This is a genomic window from Promicromonospora sp. NPDC110617, from assembly GCF_055598465.1.
Window position 1 is genome coordinate 52557 of record NZ_JBVKBM010000007.1, and the last position, 21176, is coordinate 73732.

20 protein-coding genes are annotated in these 21176 nt (G+C 73.1%); 13 read left to right on the forward strand and 7 right to left on the reverse strand.

Annotated features, from left to right (window positions below; genetic code table 11):
* Position 1: 1 nt before the first annotated feature.
* The gene (locus tag ACZ7LE_RS26835; RefSeq protein WP_470406261.1) at positions 2–1792 is read right to left on the reverse strand and encodes a serine/threonine-protein kinase; all 1791 of its coding nucleotides are present in this window, start codon (positions 1790–1792) and stop codon (positions 2–4) included.
* 58 nt (positions 1793–1850) lie between these two features.
* Positions 1851–2252, reverse strand: a complete 402-nt coding sequence (locus ACZ7LE_RS26840) for a winged helix-turn-helix transcriptional regulator (RefSeq protein WP_470406262.1) — start codon at positions 2250–2252, stop codon at positions 1851–1853.
* 129 nt (positions 2253–2381) lie between these two features.
* Here ACZ7LE_RS26840 and ACZ7LE_RS26845 point away from each other — a divergent pair, with 129 nt between their 5' ends.
* The 8 genes from ACZ7LE_RS26845 to ACZ7LE_RS26880 all read left to right on the forward strand — a co-directional run bounded on the left by ACZ7LE_RS26845 (position 2382) and on the right by ACZ7LE_RS26880 (position 12510).
* On the forward strand, positions 2382–3215 hold the full coding sequence (locus ACZ7LE_RS26845; RefSeq protein WP_470406263.1) for a Rid family hydrolase: 834 nt from the start codon (positions 2382–2384) through the stop codon (positions 3213–3215).
* Between the two features lie 229 nt (positions 3216–3444).
* Entirely contained in the window at positions 3445–5073 is a 1629-nt protein-coding gene (locus ACZ7LE_RS26850; RefSeq protein WP_470406264.1) for an L-lactate permease, read from the forward strand.
* A 9-nt stretch (positions 5074–5082) separates the two neighbouring features.
* A complete protein-coding gene (locus tag ACZ7LE_RS26855) occupies positions 5083–5304 on the forward strand; it encodes a hypothetical protein (RefSeq protein WP_470406265.1) in 222 nt (73 codons plus the stop codon).
* 67 nt (positions 5305–5371) lie between these two features.
* On the forward strand, positions 5372–7030 hold the full coding sequence (gene ggt, locus ACZ7LE_RS26860; protein ID WP_470406266.1) for a gamma-glutamyltransferase: 1659 nt from the start codon (positions 5372–5374) through the stop codon (positions 7028–7030).
* A gap of 1 nt (position 7031) precedes the next feature.
* The gene (locus ACZ7LE_RS26865; RefSeq protein ID WP_470406267.1) at positions 7032–8861 is read left to right on the forward strand and encodes an SLC13 family permease; all 1830 of its coding nucleotides are present in this window, start codon (positions 7032–7034) and stop codon (positions 8859–8861) included.
* Between the two features lie 128 nt (positions 8862–8989).
* On the forward strand, positions 8990–10276 hold the full coding sequence (locus tag ACZ7LE_RS26870) for a cytochrome P450 family protein (RefSeq protein WP_470406268.1): 1287 nt from the start codon (positions 8990–8992) through the stop codon (positions 10274–10276).
* A 129-nt stretch (positions 10277–10405) separates the two neighbouring features.
* Positions 10406–11620 carry a sulfotransferase family protein gene (locus tag ACZ7LE_RS26875; RefSeq protein WP_470406269.1) on the forward strand — a complete coding sequence of 405 codons (1215 nt, stop codon included), beginning with the start codon at positions 10406–10408 and terminating at the stop codon, positions 11618–11620.
* Positions 11621–11712: 92 nt separating this feature from the next.
* Positions 11713–12510 carry a maleylpyruvate isomerase family mycothiol-dependent enzyme gene (locus ACZ7LE_RS26880; protein WP_470406270.1) on the forward strand — a complete coding sequence of 266 codons (798 nt, stop codon included), beginning with the start codon at positions 11713–11715 and terminating at the stop codon, positions 12508–12510.
* Positions 12511–12529: 19 nt separating this feature from the next.
* On the opposite strand, the gene ACZ7LE_RS26885 is transcribed toward ACZ7LE_RS26880, so the two are convergent.
* Complete coding sequence (locus ACZ7LE_RS26885) at positions 12530–13528, reverse strand: GlxA family transcriptional regulator (protein ID WP_470406271.1); 999 nt, start codon at positions 13526–13528, stop codon at positions 12530–12532.
* A gap of 105 nt (positions 13529–13633) precedes the next feature.
* Between ACZ7LE_RS26885 and ACZ7LE_RS26890 the strand changes: the two genes are divergently transcribed.
* The 3 genes from ACZ7LE_RS26890 (at position 13634) to ACZ7LE_RS26900 (ending at position 16643) form a co-directional block, all read left to right on the forward strand.
* Positions 13634–14263 carry an HD domain-containing protein gene (locus tag ACZ7LE_RS26890; RefSeq protein ID WP_470406272.1) on the forward strand — a complete coding sequence of 210 codons (630 nt, stop codon included), beginning with the start codon at positions 13634–13636 and terminating at the stop codon, positions 14261–14263.
* 12 nt (positions 14264–14275) lie between these two features.
* On the forward strand, positions 14276–15238 hold the full coding sequence (locus tag ACZ7LE_RS26895; RefSeq protein WP_470406273.1) for a TIGR03619 family F420-dependent LLM class oxidoreductase: 963 nt from the start codon (positions 14276–14278) through the stop codon (positions 15236–15238).
* 94 nt (positions 15239–15332) lie between these two features.
* On the forward strand, positions 15333–16643 hold the full coding sequence (locus ACZ7LE_RS26900; protein WP_470406274.1) for an NAD(P)/FAD-dependent oxidoreductase: 1311 nt from the start codon (positions 15333–15335) through the stop codon (positions 16641–16643).
* A 50-nt stretch (positions 16644–16693) separates the two neighbouring features.
* On the opposite strand, the gene ACZ7LE_RS26905 is transcribed toward ACZ7LE_RS26900, so the two are convergent.
* Together ACZ7LE_RS26905 and ACZ7LE_RS26910 are read right to left on the reverse strand one after the other, a co-directional pair.
* Entirely contained in the window at positions 16694–17185 is a 492-nt protein-coding gene (locus tag ACZ7LE_RS26905; protein ID WP_470406275.1) for a hypothetical protein, read from the reverse strand.
* 1 nt (position 17186) lies between these two features.
* The gene (locus ACZ7LE_RS26910; RefSeq protein ID WP_470406276.1) at positions 17187–17786 is read right to left on the reverse strand and encodes an RNA polymerase sigma factor; all 600 of its coding nucleotides are present in this window, start codon (positions 17784–17786) and stop codon (positions 17187–17189) included.
* Between the two features lie 87 nt (positions 17787–17873).
* Here ACZ7LE_RS26910 and ACZ7LE_RS26915 point away from each other — a divergent pair, with 87 nt between their 5' ends.
* A complete protein-coding gene (locus ACZ7LE_RS26915) occupies positions 17874–18338 on the forward strand; it encodes a hypothetical protein (RefSeq protein ID WP_470406277.1) in 465 nt (154 codons plus the stop codon).
* Positions 18339–18443: 105 nt separating this feature from the next.
* Here ACZ7LE_RS26915 and ACZ7LE_RS26920 read toward each other — a convergent pair whose 3' ends face one another.
* On the reverse strand, positions 18444–18998 hold the full coding sequence (locus tag ACZ7LE_RS26920; protein WP_470406278.1) for a small multidrug efflux protein: 555 nt from the start codon (positions 18996–18998) through the stop codon (positions 18444–18446).
* Positions 18999–19254: 256 nt separating this feature from the next.
* Here ACZ7LE_RS26920 and ACZ7LE_RS26925 point away from each other — a divergent pair, with 256 nt between their 5' ends.
* Positions 19255–19899, forward strand: a complete 645-nt coding sequence (locus ACZ7LE_RS26925; protein ID WP_470406279.1) for a PAS and ANTAR domain-containing protein — start codon at positions 19255–19257, stop codon at positions 19897–19899.
* Positions 19900–19944: 45 nt separating this feature from the next.
* Here the strand turns inward: ACZ7LE_RS26925 and ACZ7LE_RS26930 are convergent, their stop codons facing one another.
* Positions 19945–20607 (reverse strand): PAS and ANTAR domain-containing protein, encoded by a 663-nt coding sequence (locus ACZ7LE_RS26930; protein WP_470406280.1) that lies wholly within the window; start codon positions 20605–20607, stop codon positions 19945–19947.
* Positions 20608–21176: the final 569 nt, after the last annotated feature.

The following is a 21176-nucleotide window of genomic DNA, read 5'->3' on the forward strand; positions in this document are numbered from 1 at the left end:
GTCAGCCGGCCGGCACCCATTCGTCCGGCAGGAGGAAGTTCGTGCCGAAGGTGGCCGTGCGGTAGCCCTCCCGCTCCGTCGTCACCATCACGCGTGCCTGGTGGCCGGCCCTGCCGCCGCCGATCCAGATGCGCCGGCTGGGCGTGTAGCTGCCCCACCTGATGGTTTCGTCCTCGGTGACGTCGACCCACGACCACGTGTAGGTGACCTCGGGGTCCTCCTTGAACTCGCAGTGGGCGAACCAGCCGGCGTGCAGCGTGCCCTCGGTCAGGTGTACGGCGCAGCTCGGCTTCGGCACGGTGGGCTGGGGCACCGTGCCGGTGGCGTTGGAGAGCGCCACGGCCTCGCGGTATCCCGTCCGGGTGCCGGTCAGCTTGACCTGGACGGGTTTGCCGACGTCGTCGAGTGCGATGGTGTAGCTGCACGAGCCGAGGTTGTCCCGCTCCACGCCGCCGATGCTCCACACGCACGTGCTGCTGGCCGGTTGTGGTGTCCAACCCTTCGGCCACGCGGTGATCTTCTGGCCGACCTCGACCTGTGCCGGGATCGAGACGGTGCCCGGCCGGAACTGGGTCAGGACGGCGTCCTGCTCCTCAGCGGCCCCGTCGCCCGGCTCGTCGACGGGCTCGTCGACAGGGGTGGTCGGGGCACTGGGCGACGTGGACGGCTTCTTCGACGGTTCCTTCGCGCTGGGGCTGGGGGTGGGGCTGGGTGTGGTGGAGGGTTCCGCGGGCGCGGACTCCTCGGCCTGGGACGTGCCGCCCGTGCCGTCGGGGCCGAGGAAGTGCACCAGGGCTGCGGCACCGCCGCCGACCAGCACCAGGCCCAGCGCGACCAGACCGGTCAGCACCCGGCGCCGGACCCGCCCCGGCGCGGGCGCAGGGTCCGGCGACGCCGTGTCTGGCGCCGCCTCCGTGCCCAGTACGGTGTCCGCGCCGGCCAGGCCGGCGCCGGTCAGGCCCGTGACCTCGGGCTCGACGAGCGGCAGGGGCGCGAGGGAGGCGAGGACCGCGGCCGTGGTCGGGCGCTTGGCGGGGTCCTTGGCCAGACACGCGGCCACCAGGGCACGCAGGCCGGGCGGCACGTCGTCCAGGGCGGGCGGTTCGTGCACGATCCGGTAGGTGACCGTGGCCAGGCTGCCCGTGCCGAACGGCGGGGTCCCGGTCGCCGCGAGGTGGGCGACGGCGCCCAGCGACCACACGTCGGTCGCGGTGGTGACGGCCTCGCCGCGGGCCTGCTCGGGTGACATGAACTGGGGCGTGCCCGGCTGGACACCCGTGGTGGTCAGCGAGGTGGCGTCGGAGTCGGCGACGACGCCCAGGTCGATCAGCACCGGCCCGTCGGGGCCGAGCAGCACGTTGGTGGGTTTGACGTCCCGGTGGACCAGGCCTTGGCGGTGGATCGCGTCGAGCGCCTCGGTCAGCCCCGTGGCGAGCTCGCGGACGGCGTCCTCGGGCAGGCTGCCCAGCTCGGTGATGGCCTGCGCGAGGGTGGGCCCGGGTACGTGCTCGGTCGCGAGCCAGGGTGTGGGCGCGTCGACGTCGAAGTCGACCACGGCCGCCGTGCGGTGGCTGCGCAGCCGCGTCGCGGCCGAGACCTCGCGGCGGAACCGGGTGCGGAACTCGCTCTCACCGGTGCGCTCGGGGTGGATCACCTTGATCGCGAGCAGTCGGCCGCTGCGGGTCGCGCCGAGGTAGACCACGCCCATGCCGCCCTGACCCAGCCGGCCGCGGATCTCGTAACCACCGATCTCGGGCGGGTCATCGACCGTGGGAGGCGTGATCTCGGGCACTGGGACACGTCGGACCACGGCGGACAGCACGGAAGGAGCGTAACGGACGCGGTCGGATTCACCCGCCGGCGCGTGCTGTCGCGTCGTCGAACTCGTCGCGCGCGGACTCGATGTGGTCCATGTTCTGTCGGGTCCACTCGCACATCAGGTCCACCGTCGCTCGTAGACCGCGCCCGGGGCCGGTGAGCCGGTACTCGACCCGGGGCGGGACCACGGGGTGCACCGTCCGCTCCACGAGGCCGTTGCGCTCCATCATGCGCAGGTTCTGCGTCAGCATCTTGTGGCTGATCCCCTCGAGTGCGTCACGCAGCTCGCTGAACCGTCGGGTCTTGTCCCCGAGGGTCTCGATGATCAGCAGCGCCCACTTGTTGGCGACGTCCGAGAAGATCTCTCGCGCCAGCGTCCCGGCGCGCATGATGTCGTCCTGGGCGGCCGGGCTGCCGGCCTGTGCGGTCACCATCTGGTGCCTCCGTTACGAAGAAGTGCGTTCTTCCGTCCCCAGGCTAACTCTCTTATGGTTCCTGAGTCACCAGAAGTGACCAAGGGGCGACCGGCCGTCGGCCCGGACCGCCGGACACGAGGGAGCACGATGACCGTCACACTCACCAACCCCCAGGGCCTGCCGCAGGTGGACGTCTACCACCAGGTCGCGGTCGCGACGGGCACGCGGCAGGTCTTCGTCGCCGGTCAGGTCTCCTGGGACACCGACGGCGTCACCGTCGGCGTCGGCGACCTGGCCGCACAGGTCGAGCAGAGCTACGCCAACGTCGCCACAGCGCTCCAGCATGCCGGGGCGGGTGTTGATGACCTGGTCCGGTTGACGGTCTACGTCGTCGACTGGACACCCGACAAGATGCCCCTGCTCCTGGACGGCCTGTCCCGAGCGGCCAACCGCCTTGGTTCCACCGCCACGCCGCCCGCCACGCTGATCGGTGTCGCGGTCCTGGACATGCCTGAGCACCTGGTCGAGATCGAGGCGACCGCCGTCGTCGGTGACGAGGCGCCGGCCTCCGGCCCGCAGTTCTTCGCGACGCCGGGCTACGGCGACCGCCAGCTGGAGCGGATGGGCTACAGCCAGGCCGTCCGCATCGGCGACCGCGTCGAGACCTCGGGACAGGGCGGGTGGGACGACGACTTCGACTTCCCGGCCGACCTGGAACAGGAGATCGTCCAGGCGTTCGACAACGTCGAACGGACCCTGCGGACCGCGGGTGCCACCTGGAGCGACGTCGTGCACGTCAACTCCTACCACGTGCCGGAGACGCCCGGTTTCATCGGCGAGACCCACAACCGGGTCATGGTCGAGCAGTTCCGGCGGCACATGGGTGACCGTGCGCCGATCTGGACCGAGACCGGGGTGCCGGCTCTCGGGGCCCCAGGCATGCGGGTGGAGATCCGGGTCACCGCGGTCATCGGGTCCTGACCGCCGGGAGCTTCCTGCCGGTCCCGAGTCCCAGGGAAGCTCCAGCCGCCCACGGTCGGCCGTAGGTCCCTGAACAGGGGAGATGCGGTCTGACCTGCGCAGCTCCCTCCGGGTGGGACGCCGGTGGGTTTCGCGATGCGAAATACGGCCCGAGTGAAATTGCTGGTCCTGTGGGCCCGGCGTACGTTCGAGTGCGCCAGCAGTTCGCCGCAGAACCGCAGGGGGGCACATGGACGAGGCGCAGCTACCCGTCGACCTGCTGCACTGGCTCCTGGCCGTTCTGCCGATCATCGCGTTGCTGATCCTGCTGGTTCCCCTGCGCTGGCGTGCCCCCGAGGCGGCGCCGGTCGCGATGTTCATAGCGGCCCTCGTGGCCCTTCTCGCGTTCGAGACGCCCTGGGACACGCTGGCCGTGGCCTCGGCGAAGGGCGTGTGGGACGCGATCTTCATCCTGTTCGTCATCTGGCCCGCGCTGCTGCTGTACCAGGTCACGAAGCAGGCCGGGGCCTACGACGCCCTGCGCCGCGGCATCTCACGGTTCAGCCGCAACGAGCTGTTCGTGATCCTGGCCCTGTCCTGGGTGTTCTCCTCGTTCCTGCAGGGCATCGCGGGCTTCGGCGCTCCGGTCGCCGTCGTCGTGCCGCTGCTCATCGCCGTGGGCGTCAAGCCGGTGTACGCCGTCGCGATGGGCGTGCTCGCCCACGCCTGGGCCCGGTTCTTCGGCACCCTGGGCGTGGGCTGGCTCGCGACGGTCCAGGTGGCCGACGTCGAGAACCAGGTGGCGGCGGCGTTCCAGTCCGGGTTGCTGATCCTGATCTCGGCCTACGGCGGTGGGTTCTTCGTCGTGTGGATCTACGGCCGCTGGGCGGCAGTCCGGCACGCCTGGCCGATCGTGCTGATCCTCGGCACGATCCTCGGTGTCGGGCAGATGATGGCCACGCTGTTCAGCCCCGAGCTGTCGACGTTCCTGGCGGCGGCCGTGGCGCTCCTGGCGCTCTACCCGCTGTCGCGCTGGCGGCGGTTCGGGGACCCCATCACGGGTGTGCCCGTGCGGCCTGCCATGGTCGAGCGACCCGCGGCAGAGCGCGAGGACCAGGAGCGGCCGGTGATGAGCCTGTTCTGGTCCGCCGTGCCATACCTGGTGCTGCCCGTGGTCACCCTGAGCGTGCTGCTGATCACGCCGCTCAACGACCTGCTGCGGTCCTGGCAGGTGGGCCTGCCGTTCCCCGAGGTGAGCACGGGGCTCGGGGTGGTCAACGACGCGACCGACAGCTACGCGCCCGTGACGGTGCTGACCCACCCCGGCATGATGCTGCTGGTCACGGCGATCGTGATCTGGATCGTGTACCGGGCGCGGGGCTACTACCGCGCCTGGGCGCAGCGGCACACGCCCGAGCGCATCGGGACGGCGCTGCTGGTGGACGCCGTGCCGGCGTCGGTCCCGGTGATCGCGTTCCTCGTGACCAGCCGCATCCTCGACCACAGCGGCCAGTCCCTGACGATCGCCTTCGGCCTCGCGGCCGTCTCGCCACCCCTCGTGTACGCCTTCATCTCCAGCCTGATCGGCGCCCTGGGCGCGTTCATGACCTCCAGCAGCACCGCGTCGAACGTGCTGTTCGGCGGCGTGCAGGGCGACGTGGCGCGGCTGCACGGCCTGAGCGTCGAGTCGATCGTCGCGGCCCAGGCCGCCGGCAGCGCGTACGGCAACGCGGTCGCCCCGGCCAACATCGTGCTCGGCACGAGCATCGCGGGCATCAAGGGCCAGGAGGGCTCCGTGCTGCGCCTGACGATCTGGTGGACGCTCGTCGTCGCCGTCCTGACGGGCCTCGGCACCATCGCCCTGGTCCTCTTCACCTAGGGAGCCACCGTGGACAAGAAGCTCACGATCGAGACGCTGGCGATGGTCCTGTTCTTCGTCGCCTGCCTGGTCATCAGCCTCGGCGCGACGCAAGACCTCGCGGCGGTGTGGTGGATCGGGTTCGCCGCGTTCGTCCTGGCCGGTCTGCTCCCGGTCTGGACGCGCTTCATGGACCACACCCAGGACGCCCCGCGCGACACCGGCATGGAGTTCGACGACCGGGTCTCGTAGCGGGCAGCCCCGCGGCGCAGCGGACCTGTAGCGCAGCAGTCCCGTAGCCCAGGACAAGGAGAACCACGTGAGCCATCCCGACGGCCCCCGCACCGGCCGTGCGCCGTGCCGGGCACCGAGCGGCGTCGTGTCGACCCCGCACTACCTGGCGAGCTCCGCGGGGCTGGACGCGCTACGCCGCGGTGGCACCGCCGTCGACGCCGCGATCGCGGCCAACGCCGTGCTGTGCGTGGTCTACCCGCACATGGCGGGGCTGGGCGGCGACGGGTTCTGGCTGATCGCCGACCCGGGGGACCGGCAGGTTCACGCGATCGACGCCTGCGGACCCGCCGCGCGGGGCGCCACGCTCGACCGCTACCGGCCGCTGGCCGTGGACGGCGTGATCCCCGCGCGGGGTGCCCTCGCCGCGCTGACGGTGCCGGGCGCCGTCGACGGGTGGCGGCTGGCGCACGAGCGGTACGGCAGGCTGCCGTGGGACACGCTGTTCACCGCGGCGATCGGCTACGCCCGCGGCGGCATGCCCGTGGGCCGGTCGCTCGCCGACTGGACCGCCCAGGACGAGCAGGTGCTCACCCGGGACCCCGGGACGGCCGCCGTCTACCTGCCGGGCGGGCGCGTGCCGCGCGAGGGCGAGCGGCTGGTGCAGCACGACCTCGCCGGCTCCTTCGAGGAGCTCGCCCGCGGCGGTGCGCGCGGCGGCTTCTACGAGGGTGGCCTGGCGCGGCACCTGGCCACGCTCGGCGCGCAGGGGTCGCCGCTGACGCCGGACGACCTGGCCGCCTACCAGGCCGAGTGGGTCGAGCCCATCTCGACCACCTACCGCGGCTGTGAGGTGCACGAGCTGCCGCCGAGCACGCAAGGTTTCACGGCGCTCCAGGTCTTCAACCTGCTCGACGGGTACGACGTCGCCGCCTGGGGCGAGGGCACCGCCGACTACTACCACCACATGGCCGAGGTGGTGAAGGTCGCCTTCGCCGACCGCGACGAGTGGCTCACCGACCCGCGCTTCGTCGACATCCCGCTGAGTCGGATGATCAGCCGTTCGTACGCCGACGAGCGCCGGGCGCTGATCGACCCGGAGCGTGCCCTCGACATCGCGACGGTGCCGGCCGGGATCCCGTACCCGCGGGCGCACGCGCGCCTCGTGCCCGACGGCGACACCTGCTACTTCGCGGCGGCCGACGCCGACGGCATGGTCGTCTCGCTGATCCAGTCGATCTACCACGACTTCGGCAGCGCCGTCGTGGCCGGGGACAGCGGCATCATCCTGCAGAACCGCGGCGCCTTCTTCTCGCTCGACGAGGACCACCCCAACCACCTGCGGCCCGGCAAGCGCACGTTCCACACCCTGGTGCCGGCGCTGCTGACCAGGGACGGCGAGCCGTACCTCGCCTTCGGCTCGATGGGTGGCGAGGGACAGCCGCAGTCGCAGGCCGCCCTGGTCACCCGCATCCTCGACTTCGGGTACGACGTGCAGCAGGCCGTCGAGGCACCACGCTGGCTGATGGGCCGCACCTGGGGCACGCCGTCGCGCGCCCTCTCGCTGGAGGGCAGGATCCCGGACGAGACGGTGCGCGAGCTCCTGCGGCGCGGGCAACCGGTGCAGATGGTCACCGGGTGGAACGACAACATGGGCCACGCCCAGGCCATCCGCGTCGACCGGGCCCAGGGGCTCTACGAAGGGGGAGCGGACCCGCGCGGCGACGGTGCGGCGCTGGGGTACTGAGGTGACCGTCGACATCGCGATCACGCTGGGGGTCATCCTCCTGGCGATGGTGCTCTTCGTCTGGAACCGCATCCCGGCCGCGGTCGTCGCCGTGCTGGCGTCGCTGGCGCTGTTCGTCACGGGCGTGATCTCCGCGCCGGAGATGCTCGGGGGTTTCGGCGACCCGGTCGTGATCCTCATCGCGGCGCTGCTGGGGATCGCGGTGGCGCTGGAGAACGCCGGGGTCGGCGCCTGGGCGGGCCAGTTCCTCATGCGCCACGCGGGGTCGAGCGACACCACGCGGCTGATCGCGATCATGGTCGTCGCCGCGGTGTTCAGCGGTCTGATCGGCATGAACGGCGCGGTCGCCGCGATGCTGCCCGTCGTGGTGATCGTGGCGGTACGGACCCGTACGGCGCCGTCGCTGCTGATGATCCCGCTCGCGTTCGCGTGCCTGACGGGCGCCAAGCTCACGCTGCTCGGTACGCCGGTCAACGTCATCGCGGCGACGCAGGCCGAGGAGGCCGGCGCCGGCGAGATCGGGTTCTTCGAGTGGTCGCTGGTCGGCCTGCCGCAGCTGGTCGGCACGATCGCGATCGTCGTCCTGCTGGGCCGCCGTCTGCTGCCGGAACGGCACAGCCAGGCCATCCCGGCGGACTTCAGCGCACACGCGCAGACGCTCGTCGAGGAGTTCCGGCTCCGGGAGGGCCTGCACCGGCTGCGGGTGCGGGCGTCGTCCCCGCTCCTCGGCTCGGCGCCGGGCGCGGTCGGCCTGGGGCAGTACCAGGGCCTGGCCGCGATCGCCGTCCTCGCGGCGGACGGCGCCACCCCGTTGCGGCGCGAGCTGCGCGAGGGGGACATGCTGCTGGTGCGGGGCGACGCCGAGGAGGTCGGCCGGGCCGCGCAGGACCTGCACCTCGCGATCCGCGCGGACGACGACGCGGACGCCGAGGGCGACGGTGCGCCCGTGGCCGACGTGCTGCTGAGCCGGGACTCCGGCCTCGCGGAGGTCGTGGTGCCGCCGCGGTCCGCGCTGGTCGGCCGGCCCGCGTTCCCCGGGATGGTCACCGACGACGGCAGCCTCCTGGTGCTGGCCGTGCAGCGGGGCGGCAGCGACCTGCGGGCAGAGCCGGTCGAGCTCCGGGCGGGCGACCACCTGCTGCTGCGGGGTACCTGGCAGGCGCTCGACAGCTACCTGGCCGACCCCCAGGTGCTCGTGGTCGACTCCCCGGAGGCCGTCAAGCGCCAGACGGTGGCGCTCGGCCGGGGCGCGCCCGCTGCGCTGGCGATCCTGGGGCTGCTCATCCTGCTGCTCGTGTTCGACCTGGTCCCGGCGGCGGTCGCCGCGGTGATCTGTGCGACCCTCATGGTGGTGGCCCGGGTGGTGTCCCTGCCGCAGCTCTACCGCGGCGTGGACTGGAACACCGTGGTGCTGATCGGCGCGATGATCCCGCCGGCGATCGCGATGGGGACCACCGGCGCCGCGACGCTGATCGGTGACTGGGTGGTCGGCGCCCTCGGGGGCCTCGGCCCGTACGCCGTGCTGACGGGGGTGTTCCTCGCCAGCGCTCTGGTCAGCCAGTTCATCTCGAACACCTCGACGGCACTGGTGATGATGCCGATCGGCCTCGCGACCGCCGCCGAGCTCGGGGTGGCGGGGCTGCCGATGGTGATGGCCGTGGCGATGGGCGCCAGCGCCTCGTTCATGACGCCGTTCGCCAACGGCGTCAGCCTCATGGTCTACGGCCCCGGCGGATACCGGTTCGGCGACTTCTGGCGGCTCGGCACGGTCGTCCTGGTGTGGAAGCTCGCCGTGACCGTCGTCGTCGTGCCGCTGGTATGGCCGTTCTGACAGGTTCTCGTCCGGGAAACCAGGGGTGGTGAAAAAGGCCCGATACGGTCTATATGTCGCTATCGTCTCTTGCGTCTGGGAAATCTCGCCCTGGCCCTTGGCGGAAGAGGACGATGACGGATCCGAATGTGACTGTGGCTGCGCGCGGCTCGGGCTCGGTGCTGGCCGGGCCGGCCTCCGGCGGGTACCGGATGCGCCTGTACGACCCTGAGACGGTCCCGATGCTGGCCGACGTGCTCTCGGCGCGCGACATCGACGCCGCGTGGTCCGGCCTGCGACAGGAGTGGGGCGAGGCCCTTCCGGTCGATCTCGGGTCGGGCGCGCGAGCCTGGCTGGTGAGCGGGTACCAGACCATCGTCATGCTCGCCCGGGACTCCAGCATGGTCACGACCGACACCGGCGCCTGGAACGGAGAGCCGGGGTCGTTGCCCGCCCCGCTGCGGTCGTTGTTCCGGCCCCGGGTCGGGCAGCGGGTGGAGACGGCGTCCGGGCCGGTGCACGCCCGGCTGCGCGGACCGCTGGACGAGATGCTCGAGGCCGTCGACGCGGCCGAGGTCGGCCGGGTCACCCGGGCGGCGTGCGACCAGGTGCTCGACGAGCTCGGCAGCGGGGGCGACCGCGAGGCCGACCTGATGCGCCACTACGTGGTGCCGGTCACGCGTCTCGCGTTCGGCACGGTTCTCGGGCTGGACCCCGCGACCGGTCGTCAGGTGTTCGAGATCGCCGACGACCTCGCGGCGGGCAAGGGCGATGCCGCGAGCGTCGACGAGCTGAGCTTCGTGCTCGGCGGGCAGGTCATGGGACGTGACGCCAACGGCGCCCCGACGCCGTCCGGCCTGCTCGCACAGCACGCTGCCTACGAGGGCACCGACGAGGCGGTGGCCGGGATGCTCTCGGTGGTGACCGGGGCGAGCCTGGGCATGCAGGCGTGGCTGGGGCAGGCGTTGCTGCTCGCCCTGAGCGACCAGCAGTTCGCCCGGCGGCTGGCCGGCGGCCGGCTCGGGACCGACGAGGCGCTGGACGAGGTCTTGTGGGACGCGTCGCCGGTGACCGTCATGGCGCCCCGGTTCGCCGTCAAGGAGGGCCACCTGTTCGGCGACGGCGCCTACGTCGAGCCCGGGGACGCGGTGCTCCTGGCCGTCGGGGCGGCGGCGTCGGACCCGAGCATCCGGGGCGACGGCACCTGGGACGGGCTCGGCAACCGGGCCCACCTGGCCTGGGGCGCGGGCGCCCACCGGTGCCCCGCACCCCGGCAGGCCCGGCTCATCGTCCGCACCGCCGTCGAGACGCTCCTGCGCCAGGTCGAGCCGGTGCTCACGACGGGTGCCGACCAGATCCGCTGGGCGCCCGACTTCCGCTTCCGCCGCCCGGCGGCGCTCCCGGTCACGCTGCGCCCCACCGCACTGGCCGGCTGACCCGTCCGGCCGGCTGACCGGTCCGGCCCGGCAGGCCCGTCGTGACGACCCCGCGTCCCGTCGGGCGCACGAGCAGCTCCATCGAGCACATCCCCATCGAGCACAGCTACCGACATCCCCGGAGGACCAGTGAGTCGCACTTCCCGCACGACCCGCGTGCTGAACACCGTGCTTGCCCCTGTCATCAAGGGCTACCAGGACCCGGACGCGTCCTGGGCCAGGACGGTCGCGCAGGTCGAGAAGGAGGCCGGGACCGCCGACCCGCGGTTCGCCGCCGAGCTCGCGGTGATCGTGCGGGCGGCGGCCGAGATGCCCCGGCTGTCGCCGCTGGGCTGGTACCTCATCACCGCCGACGTCAAGTCCCGGTACGTCAACCGGCTGCGGATCGACCGGATGCTGGCCGAGCACCCGCGGATCGCGGACGAGGAGATCACCGCACCGGTGATCGTGTGCGGGCTGCCGCGTACGGCCACGACCCTGGCCCACCGGGTCGTGTCCGCCTCGCCCGACCACCGCGCCCCGCTGCTGTGGGAGATGCAGAACACCGGCCTGGACGACCCGCGGGCCGCGCGGAAGCTGATCAAGCAGCTCCAGCAGGGCGCGGCCATGATGGAGAAGTTCGCGCCCGACATCCCGCACATCCACCCGATCAACATCGACAAGCCCGAGGAGTCGATGTTCATCCTGCCGCACGGCAGCCACTGGCCGATCCTGCACGGCCTCATGCCCTCCTACTCCGCATGGGCGGCCGGGCGGGACGTGACCGGCGACTACGAGTACCTCAAGCGGGCGCTGCAGGTGCTGCAGCACGGGCGGCCGGCCAAGCGGTGGGTCCTGAAGTACCCGGCGCACCTGGAGGACATGGACGTCATCCGGAAGGTGTTCCCGGACGCGACGTTCGTGTGGACCCACCGCGACCCGGTCACGGTCATCGGGTCGTTCTGCAGCCTGGTGGAGACCTTCTGGGGGATGTACCAGCACGACACCGACCGCAAGGAGATCGGGCGGTTCGCCCTGGACCACCTGTTCACCCAGGTCGAGCGGGGCCTGGAGCTGCGCCGGAGCCTGCCGCCGGCGTCCATCGTGGACGTGCCGTACCACAAGCTGTCCGCCGACCCGTTCACCGAGGTGCCCCGCCTGTACGCCGCGATCGGAGCCACCTGGACCACCCGCGACCAGGAGAACCTGGCCGACGTGATCGCCAAGCCCAAGGGCACCCCGTCGCACCAGTACGACCTCTCCGACTACCTCGACCCCGCCGAGGTCGAGCAGACCTTCGCCCCGTACAACCGGCTGCTGGACCGCCTCGACATGCGCGACGCCGAGGCCGCCGTGGAGCTCTGACCGTCCCGTCCGCCGGCCGAACCCGGACCGATGAGTTCGGCCGGCGTCCCTCGTCAGCCGGAGAACGACCGACCGAGGGAACGGACATCGCGATGACTGAGCTGAGCACGGAGCACGCCCGGCGGGCGATCATCGAGCACACCAGGCGCCTGGCAGCGGCGGCCGCCGCCGCCGGGCCGGACGCCGCCGTGCCGACCGCCCCGGAGTGGACCGTCACGGACCTCGTTGCGCACGTGGGCCAGACCCAGCACTGGACCGCGGAGATCATCGAGCGGCGCGTCACCGACCCCGCGAACCTGCCCACGGACGTGCCCGATCTCCCCGCCGACCCCGACCGGTGGACGGAGTGGCTCGCGGAGTCCTCGGTGCGGGTCGCGTCCGCGTTCTCCGACGACGCGCTCGACGCGCAGGTGTTCAACGCAGCGGGGGACCAGCGGTCCGGGGCGCGGTTCTGGCTGATCAACGAGCTCAACGAGTCGGTCGTGCACGGGTTCGACGGAGCCTGTGCAGCCGGTGCGGCAGAGCCGGCCCACATCGACACCGACGTGGCGGCCGAGCTGGTCGGCCACCACCTCGCGATGCTCACCTCGCCCACGTGGGAGATGCTCCGGTCCGAGTCCGCCCAGGCCCTCCGGGGCACCGGGCAGGTCCTTCAGCTGCGGGCCACCGACACCGCGGACGGCGACGGCGCGTGGTTCGTCGAGCGGCTGCCCGACGGCGCGACCTGGCAGCACGGGACCCGGCCCGCCGACGTGACCGTGACGGGACCTGCCGGGGCGCTGCTGCTGACGCTGACCCGGCGGCTCCCGCTGGGCGCCGGCGTCGGTGTCGAGGGGGAGGCCGGGCTGGTGCGGCACTGGTTGGACAACACGGCGCACGTCGCGGACTGACCCGCGCCCGGACGCCGGACTACCCCGACGAGCCAGGCGTGGCCGCGGTTCTCCGGGTGGTCGAGAACCGGCGCTGGTACGCGGCGGGGCTCGTGGACAGCTTCCTGGCGAAGACCCGGCGCAGGCTCTCGTAGCTCGGGAACCCGGCGAGCGCCGCGGCCCGGGTCGCGGTGTGCCCCTGGTCGAGCAGGGCCCGGGCCAGGTCGAACCGGATGTCCTCCACGTAGCGGGCCGGCGTCGTGGACAGCTCGTCGCGGAAGAGCCGGGAGAGATGCCGGGTGCTCACGTCGAGGTGCCCGGCGAGGTCGGCCAGCGAGTACCGCCCGCCGGGGTCCGAGACCACGAGGTCGGTGATGGTCCGCAGCGCGGGGGAGCGGGGCGGCGAGGCCTGGAGCGGCGCCGAGAACTGGGACTGGCCGCCCGCGCGCTGCATGTAGACCACGAGGGAGCGCGCGACGTCGCGCGCGACGTCGGCGCCGTGGTCCTCCTCGACGAGGGCGAGCGCCAGGTCGATCCCGGCCGTCACCCCCGCCGAGGTCCAGGTGCTGCCGTCGCGGACGTAGATGGCGTCGGGGTCGACGTGGCACGTCGGGCACCGGGCGGCGAGCTCGTGGGTGACCTTCCAGTGCGTGGTGGCGCGCTTGCCGTCGAGCAGGCCGGCGGCCGCCAGGACGAACGCCCCGGTGCAGACCGACGCGATCCGGCCGGCGGTCGCGGCCGGCAGCCGTGCGGCGTCCGCCAGGTGACGGGGGACGCGGGCGCGGGGGTAGATGTCGGCGCCGGGGACCAGGAACGTGTCGGCCTCCGCGCCGGCGGAGACCGGACCGTCGACGGGGATCCGGACCCCGATGTTCGACGTGACGTCCGCGCCGTCGGGCGACAGGAGCGTCAGCCGGTAGTCGGCACCGAGGCGGCTCGCCTCGGCGAACGCCTGCGCGGGGCCGGCGAGGTCCAGCAGCGTCACGCCGTCGTAGACGAGGATCGCCACGTGGTGCGGGGTTGCGACGGGCGGGGGCACCGTCCATTGGTAGCACACGGCCGCGCGGCGTCCCTGTCCGGATATCGGGGGTTCGTGGCCGGTCGAGTGCGGCGTGGGGCGGGGTGCGCGGGACAGCATGGGGAGATGCCAGAGCTCACCGAGATTCCCCGGACGGCGGTGGTCGCGGAGGCGACCGAGCGCGTCCGGGCCATGCTCAGCCCCGTCATCTACCACCACTCCCGCCGGGTCTACCTGTTCGGCCTGCTGCACGCGCGCCGGCTCGGCCTCCGGCCGAACCGGGAGCTGCTGTACGTGTCGGCGCTGTTCCACGACGTCGGACTGGCGCACCCGTACTCGGCTGCCGAGCAGCGCTTCGAGGTCGACGGCGCCGACCACGCGCGGGAGTTCCTCGTCCGGCAGGGCTTCCCGGTGAGCGCCGCGGAGACCGTCTGGGCCGCCGTCGCGCTGCACACCACGCCGGGCATCCCCATCCGGATGGCCCCGGAGATCGCGGTGACCCAGCTCGGCGTCCTGACCGACGTGGTGGGGTTCGGCCTCGACGACCTGGACCCCGGGCAGGTCGAGGAGATCGTCGCGGCGCACCCGCGCGGGGACTTCAAGAACGAGTTCCTGCGGCAGACCGTGGAGGGGCTGCGGCACCGGCCCGAGACGGCGAACGGCACGGTGAACGCCGACATCCTGGAGCACTTCATCCCCGGTCTCCGGCGGACGACGACGGTCGAGCGGGTCCTCGGCTCGCCGTGGCAGAGCTGAGGGGGCGTGCGCATGAGACTTGGACTTCGCCTGCCCCAGCGCGTGGGCACCGACCTGCGGCATGACGTCACGGCCGTGGCCCGCGCGGCCGAACAGGCCGGTTTCGACAGCGTCTGGGCGTGGGAGCGGCTGCTGTTCCCCGTGGCGCCCCGCAACTCGCTGACGCCGGGCCGGCCCTGGCCGTCCGCGTACCGGCAGGCGGCGGACCCGCTGGCGGTGCTGACGGCCGCGGCCGTGGTGACCGAGCGCGTGAGCCTGGGCACCAGCGTCATGATCGCCGGCCTGCACCCGCCGCTCCAGCTCGCGAAGAGCATGGCGACCGTCGACCAGATCAGCGGCGGGCGGTTCGTCGCGGGTCTCGGCACCGGCTGGTCGGTCGACGAGTTCGACGCGGTCGGCGCGGCCCTGACCGAGCGCGGCCGCCTGCTCGACGAGACCCTCGACGTCCTGCGGGCGGCCTGGGGTCCCGACCCGGTGAGCTACCGCGGAGCACGCATGCTCATCGACGACGCCTACGTGCTGCCCAAGCCGGCCGCGCCGATCCCGGTGCTCCTGGGCGGCGACGTCGACCCGACCGTCACCGGCGGGCCCCGGGCGCGCGTGCTGGAGCGGATCGCGCGGCGCGCCGACGGCTGGCTCCCGATCCCGTCCGCCCCGGGCCTCGCCGGTGCCGAGCGGCTCCGTACCGCCTGGGACGCGATCCGCCAGACCGCCGCGGCGGCAGGCCGGGACCCGTCCCCGATGCAGATGGTCGTGGTGGCCAACGTCGCGTTCTCCGAGCACCCGGCCGAACCCGGTCGGCGCGCCTTCGAGGGCACGCGCGAGCAGGTGCTGGACGACGTCGCCGCGGCGGCGGGCGCCGGTGCCGACGAGCTGATCATCGACCTGAACCTGCAGGACTGGTGGCGGAGCACCACCCAGATGCTCGACGCGGCACTCGAGATCCGTGAGCTCACCGCGGCGGCCGGCATCTGACGACCGAACGGCGGCGTGGCGACGGGACCCGTGTCATGGTGGGACGGCGCCCACGACGAGGTGGCCGTCGAGAGGACCGAGGTGAGGTCGAACGATGAGCGAGAGTCCCACGCGGGTGGTCATCGTCGGGGGTGGTTTCGCCGGCTACAACGCGGCCCGGGCGCTCCGTCGCGCGCTGCCGCGCACGGCCGACGTCGAGATCGTCCTGGTGAACCGGACGGACTACTTCCTCTACCTGCCGCTCCTGCCGGAGGTCGCGGCCGCCGTGATCGATCCCCGGCGGGTGACGGTCTCGATCCCGGCGACGCTGCGCGGGGTCCGGCTCGCGCTCGGCGACGTGACGGCGATCGACCCGGACGACGACCGTGTCGAGTACACCGACCCGGAGGGTGGGACGCACACCCTGCGCTACGACCGGCTGATCATCGCCGCGGGCAGCGTCACCCGGCTCCTGCCGGTCCCGGGCGTCGCCGAGCACGCGCACGGCTTCCGCGGCGTCGCCGAGGCCCTCTACCTGCGTGACCATGTCATCCGCCAGGTGGAGCTGGCGGCCGCGACCGACGACCCGGCCGAGCGGGACGCGCGCTGCACGTTCGTCGTCGTCGGCGCGGGCTACACCGGCACGGAGGTCGCGGCGCAGGGACCGCTGCTCACCGAGGCGCTCCGGCGACGGCATCCCGTGCTGGCGGACCAGAGGATCCGCTGGCTGCTGCTGGACCTCGCGCCGAAGGTCCTGCCCGAGCTCGACCCACGCCTGTCCCGCACGGCGGACCGGGTGCTGCGCGACCGGTACGTCAAGGTGCTGACCGGCACCTCCGTGGCGGAGGCGACGACCGACGGCGTCCGGCTCACCACCGGTGAGCTGGTCCCGGCCCGCACCCTGGTGTGGTGCGTCGGCGTCCGGCCCGACCCGCTCGTCGGCGACACCGGGCTGAAGACGCAGAAGGGGCGGCTCGTCGTCGACACGACGCTCACCGTGCCCGGCCGGCCGCGCATGTTCGCGTGCGGGGACGCCGCTGCCGTGCCCGACGTGACCCGGCCGGGTGAGGTCACGGCGATGACCGCCCAGCACGCGACCCGCCAGGGCACGCTCGCCGGCCGGAACGTCGCGGCGTCGCTCGGCTACGGGCGCACCGGTGAGTACAAGCACCACGACCTCGGGTTCGTCGTGGACCTCGGCGGGCTCCAGGCGGCGGCGAACCCGCTGCAGGTCCCGATGTCGGGGCTCCTGGCGAAGGTCGTGACCCGCGGGTACCACCTGATCTCCATGCCGGGCAACCGGGTGCGGACCGCCGTCGACTGGCTGCTCGACGCCGTGCTCGGCCGCCAGTCGGTCCAGCTCGGGCTCGTCCGGTCGACCGCCGTGCCCCTCGACACGACGGCGCCCGAGGACAGGGGGGCGTGATCACGCGGGGTCGACGCCGGGTGCTGAGGTGCGCACGAGGCAGACGGGGGTCACGGCGCGGGTGCGTCGCAGGCGTCGGACGGCAGCTCGTCCGTCGACGGCTCCGGCGTGGCCGACGGCGTCGGGTGCGCCGGCGAGCACTCGCGCGGGTTCGGGCTGGGCTCGTGCGCCGGCGGCTGGGTCGGCCCGGTCTGCCCGGTCTGCGCGGGTGCCGGGGACGCGGGCGGCGTCGACCCGGGAACCGTCTCGCCGGACCCGGACCACAGCGCGGCGGTGCCCACCCCCGCGCCGCACAGCAGCGCCACGGTGGCGGCCAGGGCCCAGGCGGCCGCCCGACGGCGGGGGTGCGTGGGCCGCTGCCCGGACCGGATGATTTCCACCCGGGGCTCGGCGTCGCCGTCCAGCGGGTCCTGCTCCGTGCCCGGCGAGCCGTGACCCGTCACGGCGTGGACGCGGGCCAGGTCCAGCTCGTCGTCGACCTGGTGCAGCGCCCGGCGGGCACGTGCCAGGGGGTCGCCCTGCGCTCTCTTCAGCGCTCTCATCTCAGTCCTCCTGGCCTTCGGTCACGGTGCGATAGGCGGCCCGGAGCCGCCGTCGGGCCCGGTGGACGCGGGTGGCGGCGGTCGTCGCCGTGCAGCCGAGCACCCGGGCGAGCTCCGTGGTGCTGAGCTCGGCGGCCGCCAGCAGCTCGACCACCTCGCGGTCGGCCGGGCGCAGGAGCGTCAGGGCACGGTGCAGGAGATCGAGCTCGTCGACCAGCCGGGCATCGTCCTGGCCCGGTGGTGCGGGATGTCGCCCGGCCCGGTCCGCGAGGGCGGCCCGCCGCCGGTCGGCGCGGACCTGGTTGGCCAGGACCCGCCGGGCGACGGCGAGCAGCCAGGTGCGCGGCTCGTCGGGAACCTCACCCTTGCGCCAGGCGATGAGGAACACCTCGGCCACGACGTCCTCGGCCTCCGCGGCGCTCAGCCGCGTGCGCGCGTAGCGGTGCACGGCGCGCGCGTGCTCGTCGACCAGGGCCTCGGTCTGCTCCGGTGTCAGCGTGCCCCGTGCGAGGTCGCGTGGCTCGGCGTGAGTGGACAGGGTGGTCTCCAGTGGCGGGTGCGTGGACGGGCGCGGGTCTGCACAAGGGTCGGTGTCCGGCAACGCCCCCGTCGTCACAGTCTGCCGGTGTGGACCACGCCACACCCCGGAGCCGTGACGGGTCCTGCCCCGGCGCACACTGACCGGTGCGTGACCATCGAACCGAACACCCACGTCCCATCGACCACCCACCCGGCCGCGCGCCGCCGGGGTACCTGGAGCTCGGCCGTCCGTGGCGTCACCGCCGCGGGCGGGGCGCTCGCCGTCGCGCTGCTGGCCGCGGCCTGCACGCAGGCCAGCGCCGCCGTCCCGGAGGAGCCGACGCCCGTGCCGTCGGTCGCCGCCGACGCCGCGCAGCAGCCCGCGGAGGCGGCACCCGCACCCGCGGACGAGGACGCGGACGCCGAGCCCGCGGAGGCCGCTCCGGCGCCCGCCGACGAGGGGGAGCCGTCGCCCGTCCCGGCCGCCCCGGGCGAGTCCGGTCCCGCCGACGAGGGCGCGCCCACGCCCGCGCCGGCCGCTCCGGCCGAGACCGGACCGACCGACGAGGGCGAGCCGCGGCCCGTCCCGACGGTCCCGGGCGAGCCCGAGCAGGGCCTCGTCGTCACCGGCTGAGCCGTACCGCCCGTCCGGGCCCGGACGGGCGGGGGCGGTGTGCGAGGCGAACCTCGTACCCGCCCCCGCCCGCCCGGCGTGCCGGCCGCGCGGTCCGGGCCGACCTCACCGGACGGCCTGGAGCACACCGCTGATGATGAGCGCGGTCAGCGTGGTCCAGCCGACGATCGCGACGGCCTGCCAGACGAGGATGCGGGCCTTGCCGACGCCCGAGGCCGCGAGCATGGTGGCCGTGAAGTGGGTCGGCAGCAGCAGCGGGCCGAGCAGGCTCACGCCGGGTACGCCGTAGCGCTCGTAGGCGCGCTGGAACTTGGCCCGGCGGGCGGTGGAGCGGTCGTCCGCCCGTACCTCCGACGCCGTCCGCAGGGTGGTACCGCCGCCGACCGCCACGGCGTCGCGGGCCTGGGCCTTCGCGCGGTGGCGGGTCACGACGGCGTTGCGGGCGCCGGTGCTGAGCAGCACGAGCACGGCGACGGTCAGGAAGTTGCCGATCATCGCGGCCACGGCGGCCACGACAGGCGGGATGCCGCCGAGGATGCCGATCGCCACGCCGCCCTCGCCCTCGATGAAGGGGATCGCGCCGGCGAGCGCGACGATCAGGGGCTGGAGAAGCTCGGGCACCTGCCCGATCAGGTTCTGGAGGGCGTCGACGAGGTCCATGGGGTGCTCCTGTCAGTACGGCCGCCGGGGTGTCTCCTCGGCGCTGACCCCAGTCCACCGCGCGGGCGCGTCCCTCAGAAGTGCCGGGCTGTCACCAGCTCCCAAGGCGTTGCGCACGCCCGATCCATGACATGTGTCATGCCTGGCGCAGGGCGCCGCGAGGGTCCGCGTGCGAGTGGCGGAGTACCGTGACGAGAGTTGCGGGGAGCACCCCAGGGCTTGCTCGTTCCTCTTCCGCCGTCCGAAGGAGCCGCAGATGGAAGACAAGATCGAGGAAGTGCTCGACGGGGGCGACATGCCGCCGGTCGGCCGCTACCTGCTCGATCTGGTCACGGAGAAGTGGTCGTGGTCCGACGAGGTGTACAAGATGCACGGGTTCGAGCCCGGGGAGGTGGTGCCCACCACGGCGCTCATGCTCTCCCACAAGCATCCGGACGACCTCGGGCAGACCGACGGCGTGCTCAAGCAGGCTGCCGAGTCCGGTGAGACGTTCAGCTCGGTGCACCGGATCATCGACGCCAAGGGCGTCACCCGCGTCCTGGTGATCACCGGACAGGGCCGGCGCGACGCGAGCACCGGCCAGGTCGCCGAGCTGTACGGCTACTTCATCGACGTGACGGGTTCCCACCGAGCGGCGGCCGCGCGGGAGGCCACCCTCTCCATCAAGGCGTCCGCGGAGCGCCGGGCGGTGATCGACCAGGCCCGGGGGATGCTCATGATGGTCTACTCCGTCGACCACGACATGGCGTTCCAGCTGCTCCGGCGGGTGTCCAACGACACGAACGTCCCCGTGCGCGACATCGCGGACGCGATGGTCGCGTTCGTGTCGTCCTCCGTGCCGGCGACCTCGGAGAACCGCGCCCGCATCGACGAGTTCCTGAGGTCCTTCAGCCCGTCCTGAGGCGGCCGGGGCCCGGTGCGGCCCCGGCGTCGCCGACGGCCGGGGTCACGCGGACGGCTCGGACGGCTCGGGTGGCTGGGGCGCGGTCAGGACGGCGACGACGTCCGCGGCCGCGCTCTTGGCGCTGGTCAGCTCGACGATCCGGCGGGCGACGTCCCGCACCGCGACGTTCGTGTCGTTCGAGGCGCTGCGCAGGCGCTGGAACGCCTCGGCCGAGTCGATCCCCAGGGCGAAGGCGATGATGCCCTTGGCCTGCTCGATGGGCGCGCGGGTCGCGGCCGCGGCCTGGATGGAGCTGTTCGCGGCCCGGTTCGCCTGGGCCTTGATCCCGGCGGTCACGTCGATGAAGTACCCCACCAGCTCGACGACGCGCCGCGTGTCGGGGTCGCGGCGGCCCTGCCCGACGACGGCGACCGTCCGCTCCTGGCCCCGGGCGTCCACGATGCGGTGGACGCTGCTGAAGGGCTGACCCGTCGCCGCGACCACGCCGGCCGGGGCCTGACGGGCGGCGGGCAGGTCGTCGGGGTGCTTGTGCGCGAGGATCAGTGCCGTGGTGGGCACCACGTCACCGGGTTCGAAACCGTGGATCCGGTACATCTCGTCCGACCACCACCACTCGTCCGTGGCGACGTCGTAGCGGTAGCGCCCTACGGTGTGGATCGTCCCGACAGTGAGCGCGCGCTCCACTTCCATCGGTTCTGCGGTCAACGGCAAGCCTCCTCGTGCGCTGTGCGCCGACGAGCCGCGTCCTGACCCGCGGTAACCCTAGCCTGACTAGACCCGTGCTGACACATCGGCAGGAAGCGGCAAAGCACACCCGAGCGGCCCACGACCCCGGTGAGTCGCCGTCACCCGTGGGCATGGCGTGCTACAGGCGTTCGCCGGCCCGCCCGGCACCGTCAGCGGCCGGCACGTCAGCGGCCGGGCCCGACGGCGGCGATTTCGCCCACCGGATGAATTCAGCCGACGGTCGGCGGATTGTTCCGGGGCATTTGGGGACGCGTCGTGTCCGCCGGGATCGGCCGGCCGGGGGACATATTCTCTGAGGGGAAGGGGAAAACAGCAGAAATCCCCGAGCCGGAGCATTTCTCTGGCGTGAATCCGGGCCTCTCGGGGCAGTCAGATGCTTGAAATGTACAGCAGTGGGCGGGCTCCCGAATATTTCTCGCGGGGCCGTCGAATAGCGGCCTGATATGTTTGATCTCGACGGTTCCCGTTCTGGGCGGGAATTGCCGCGAGATGGCTCCCGCCTCCGGAAGCGCTCCGGGGAGAATGTG

Bases quoted from the DNA above. Each gene is read 5' to 3' on its own strand.
- ACZ7LE_RS26840 (WP_470406262.1), bottom strand. From the start codon at position 2,252: ATGGTGACCGCACAGGCCGGCAGCCCGGCCGCCCAGGACGACATCATG.
- ACZ7LE_RS26845 (WP_470406263.1), top strand. From the start codon at position 2,382: ATGACCGTCACACTCACCAACCCCCAGGGCCTGCCGCAGGTGGACGTC.
- ACZ7LE_RS26850 (WP_470406264.1), top strand. From the start codon at position 3,445: ATGGACGAGGCGCAGCTACCCGTCGACCTGCTGCACTGGCTCCTGGCC.
- ACZ7LE_RS26880 (WP_470406270.1), top strand. From the start codon at position 11,713: ATGACTGAGCTGAGCACGGAGCACGCCCGGCGGGCGATCATCGAGCAC.
- ACZ7LE_RS26890 (WP_470406272.1), top strand. From the start codon at position 13,634: ATGCCAGAGCTCACCGAGATTCCCCGGACGGCGGTGGTCGCGGAGGCG.
- ACZ7LE_RS26895 (WP_470406273.1), top strand. From the start codon at position 14,276: ATGAGACTTGGACTTCGCCTGCCCCAGCGCGTGGGCACCGACCTGCGG.
- ACZ7LE_RS26900 (WP_470406274.1), top strand. From the start codon at position 15,333: ATGAGCGAGAGTCCCACGCGGGTGGTCATCGTCGGGGGTGGTTTCGCC.
- ACZ7LE_RS26905 (WP_470406275.1), bottom strand. From the start codon at position 17,185: ATGAGAGCGCTGAAGAGAGCGCAGGGCGACCCCCTGGCACGTGCCCGC.
- ACZ7LE_RS26920 (WP_470406278.1), bottom strand. From the start codon at position 18,998: ATGGACCTCGTCGACGCCCTCCAGAACCTGATCGGGCAGGTGCCCGAG.
- ACZ7LE_RS26925 (WP_470406279.1), top strand. From the start codon at position 19,255: ATGGAAGACAAGATCGAGGAAGTGCTCGACGGGGGCGACATGCCGCCG.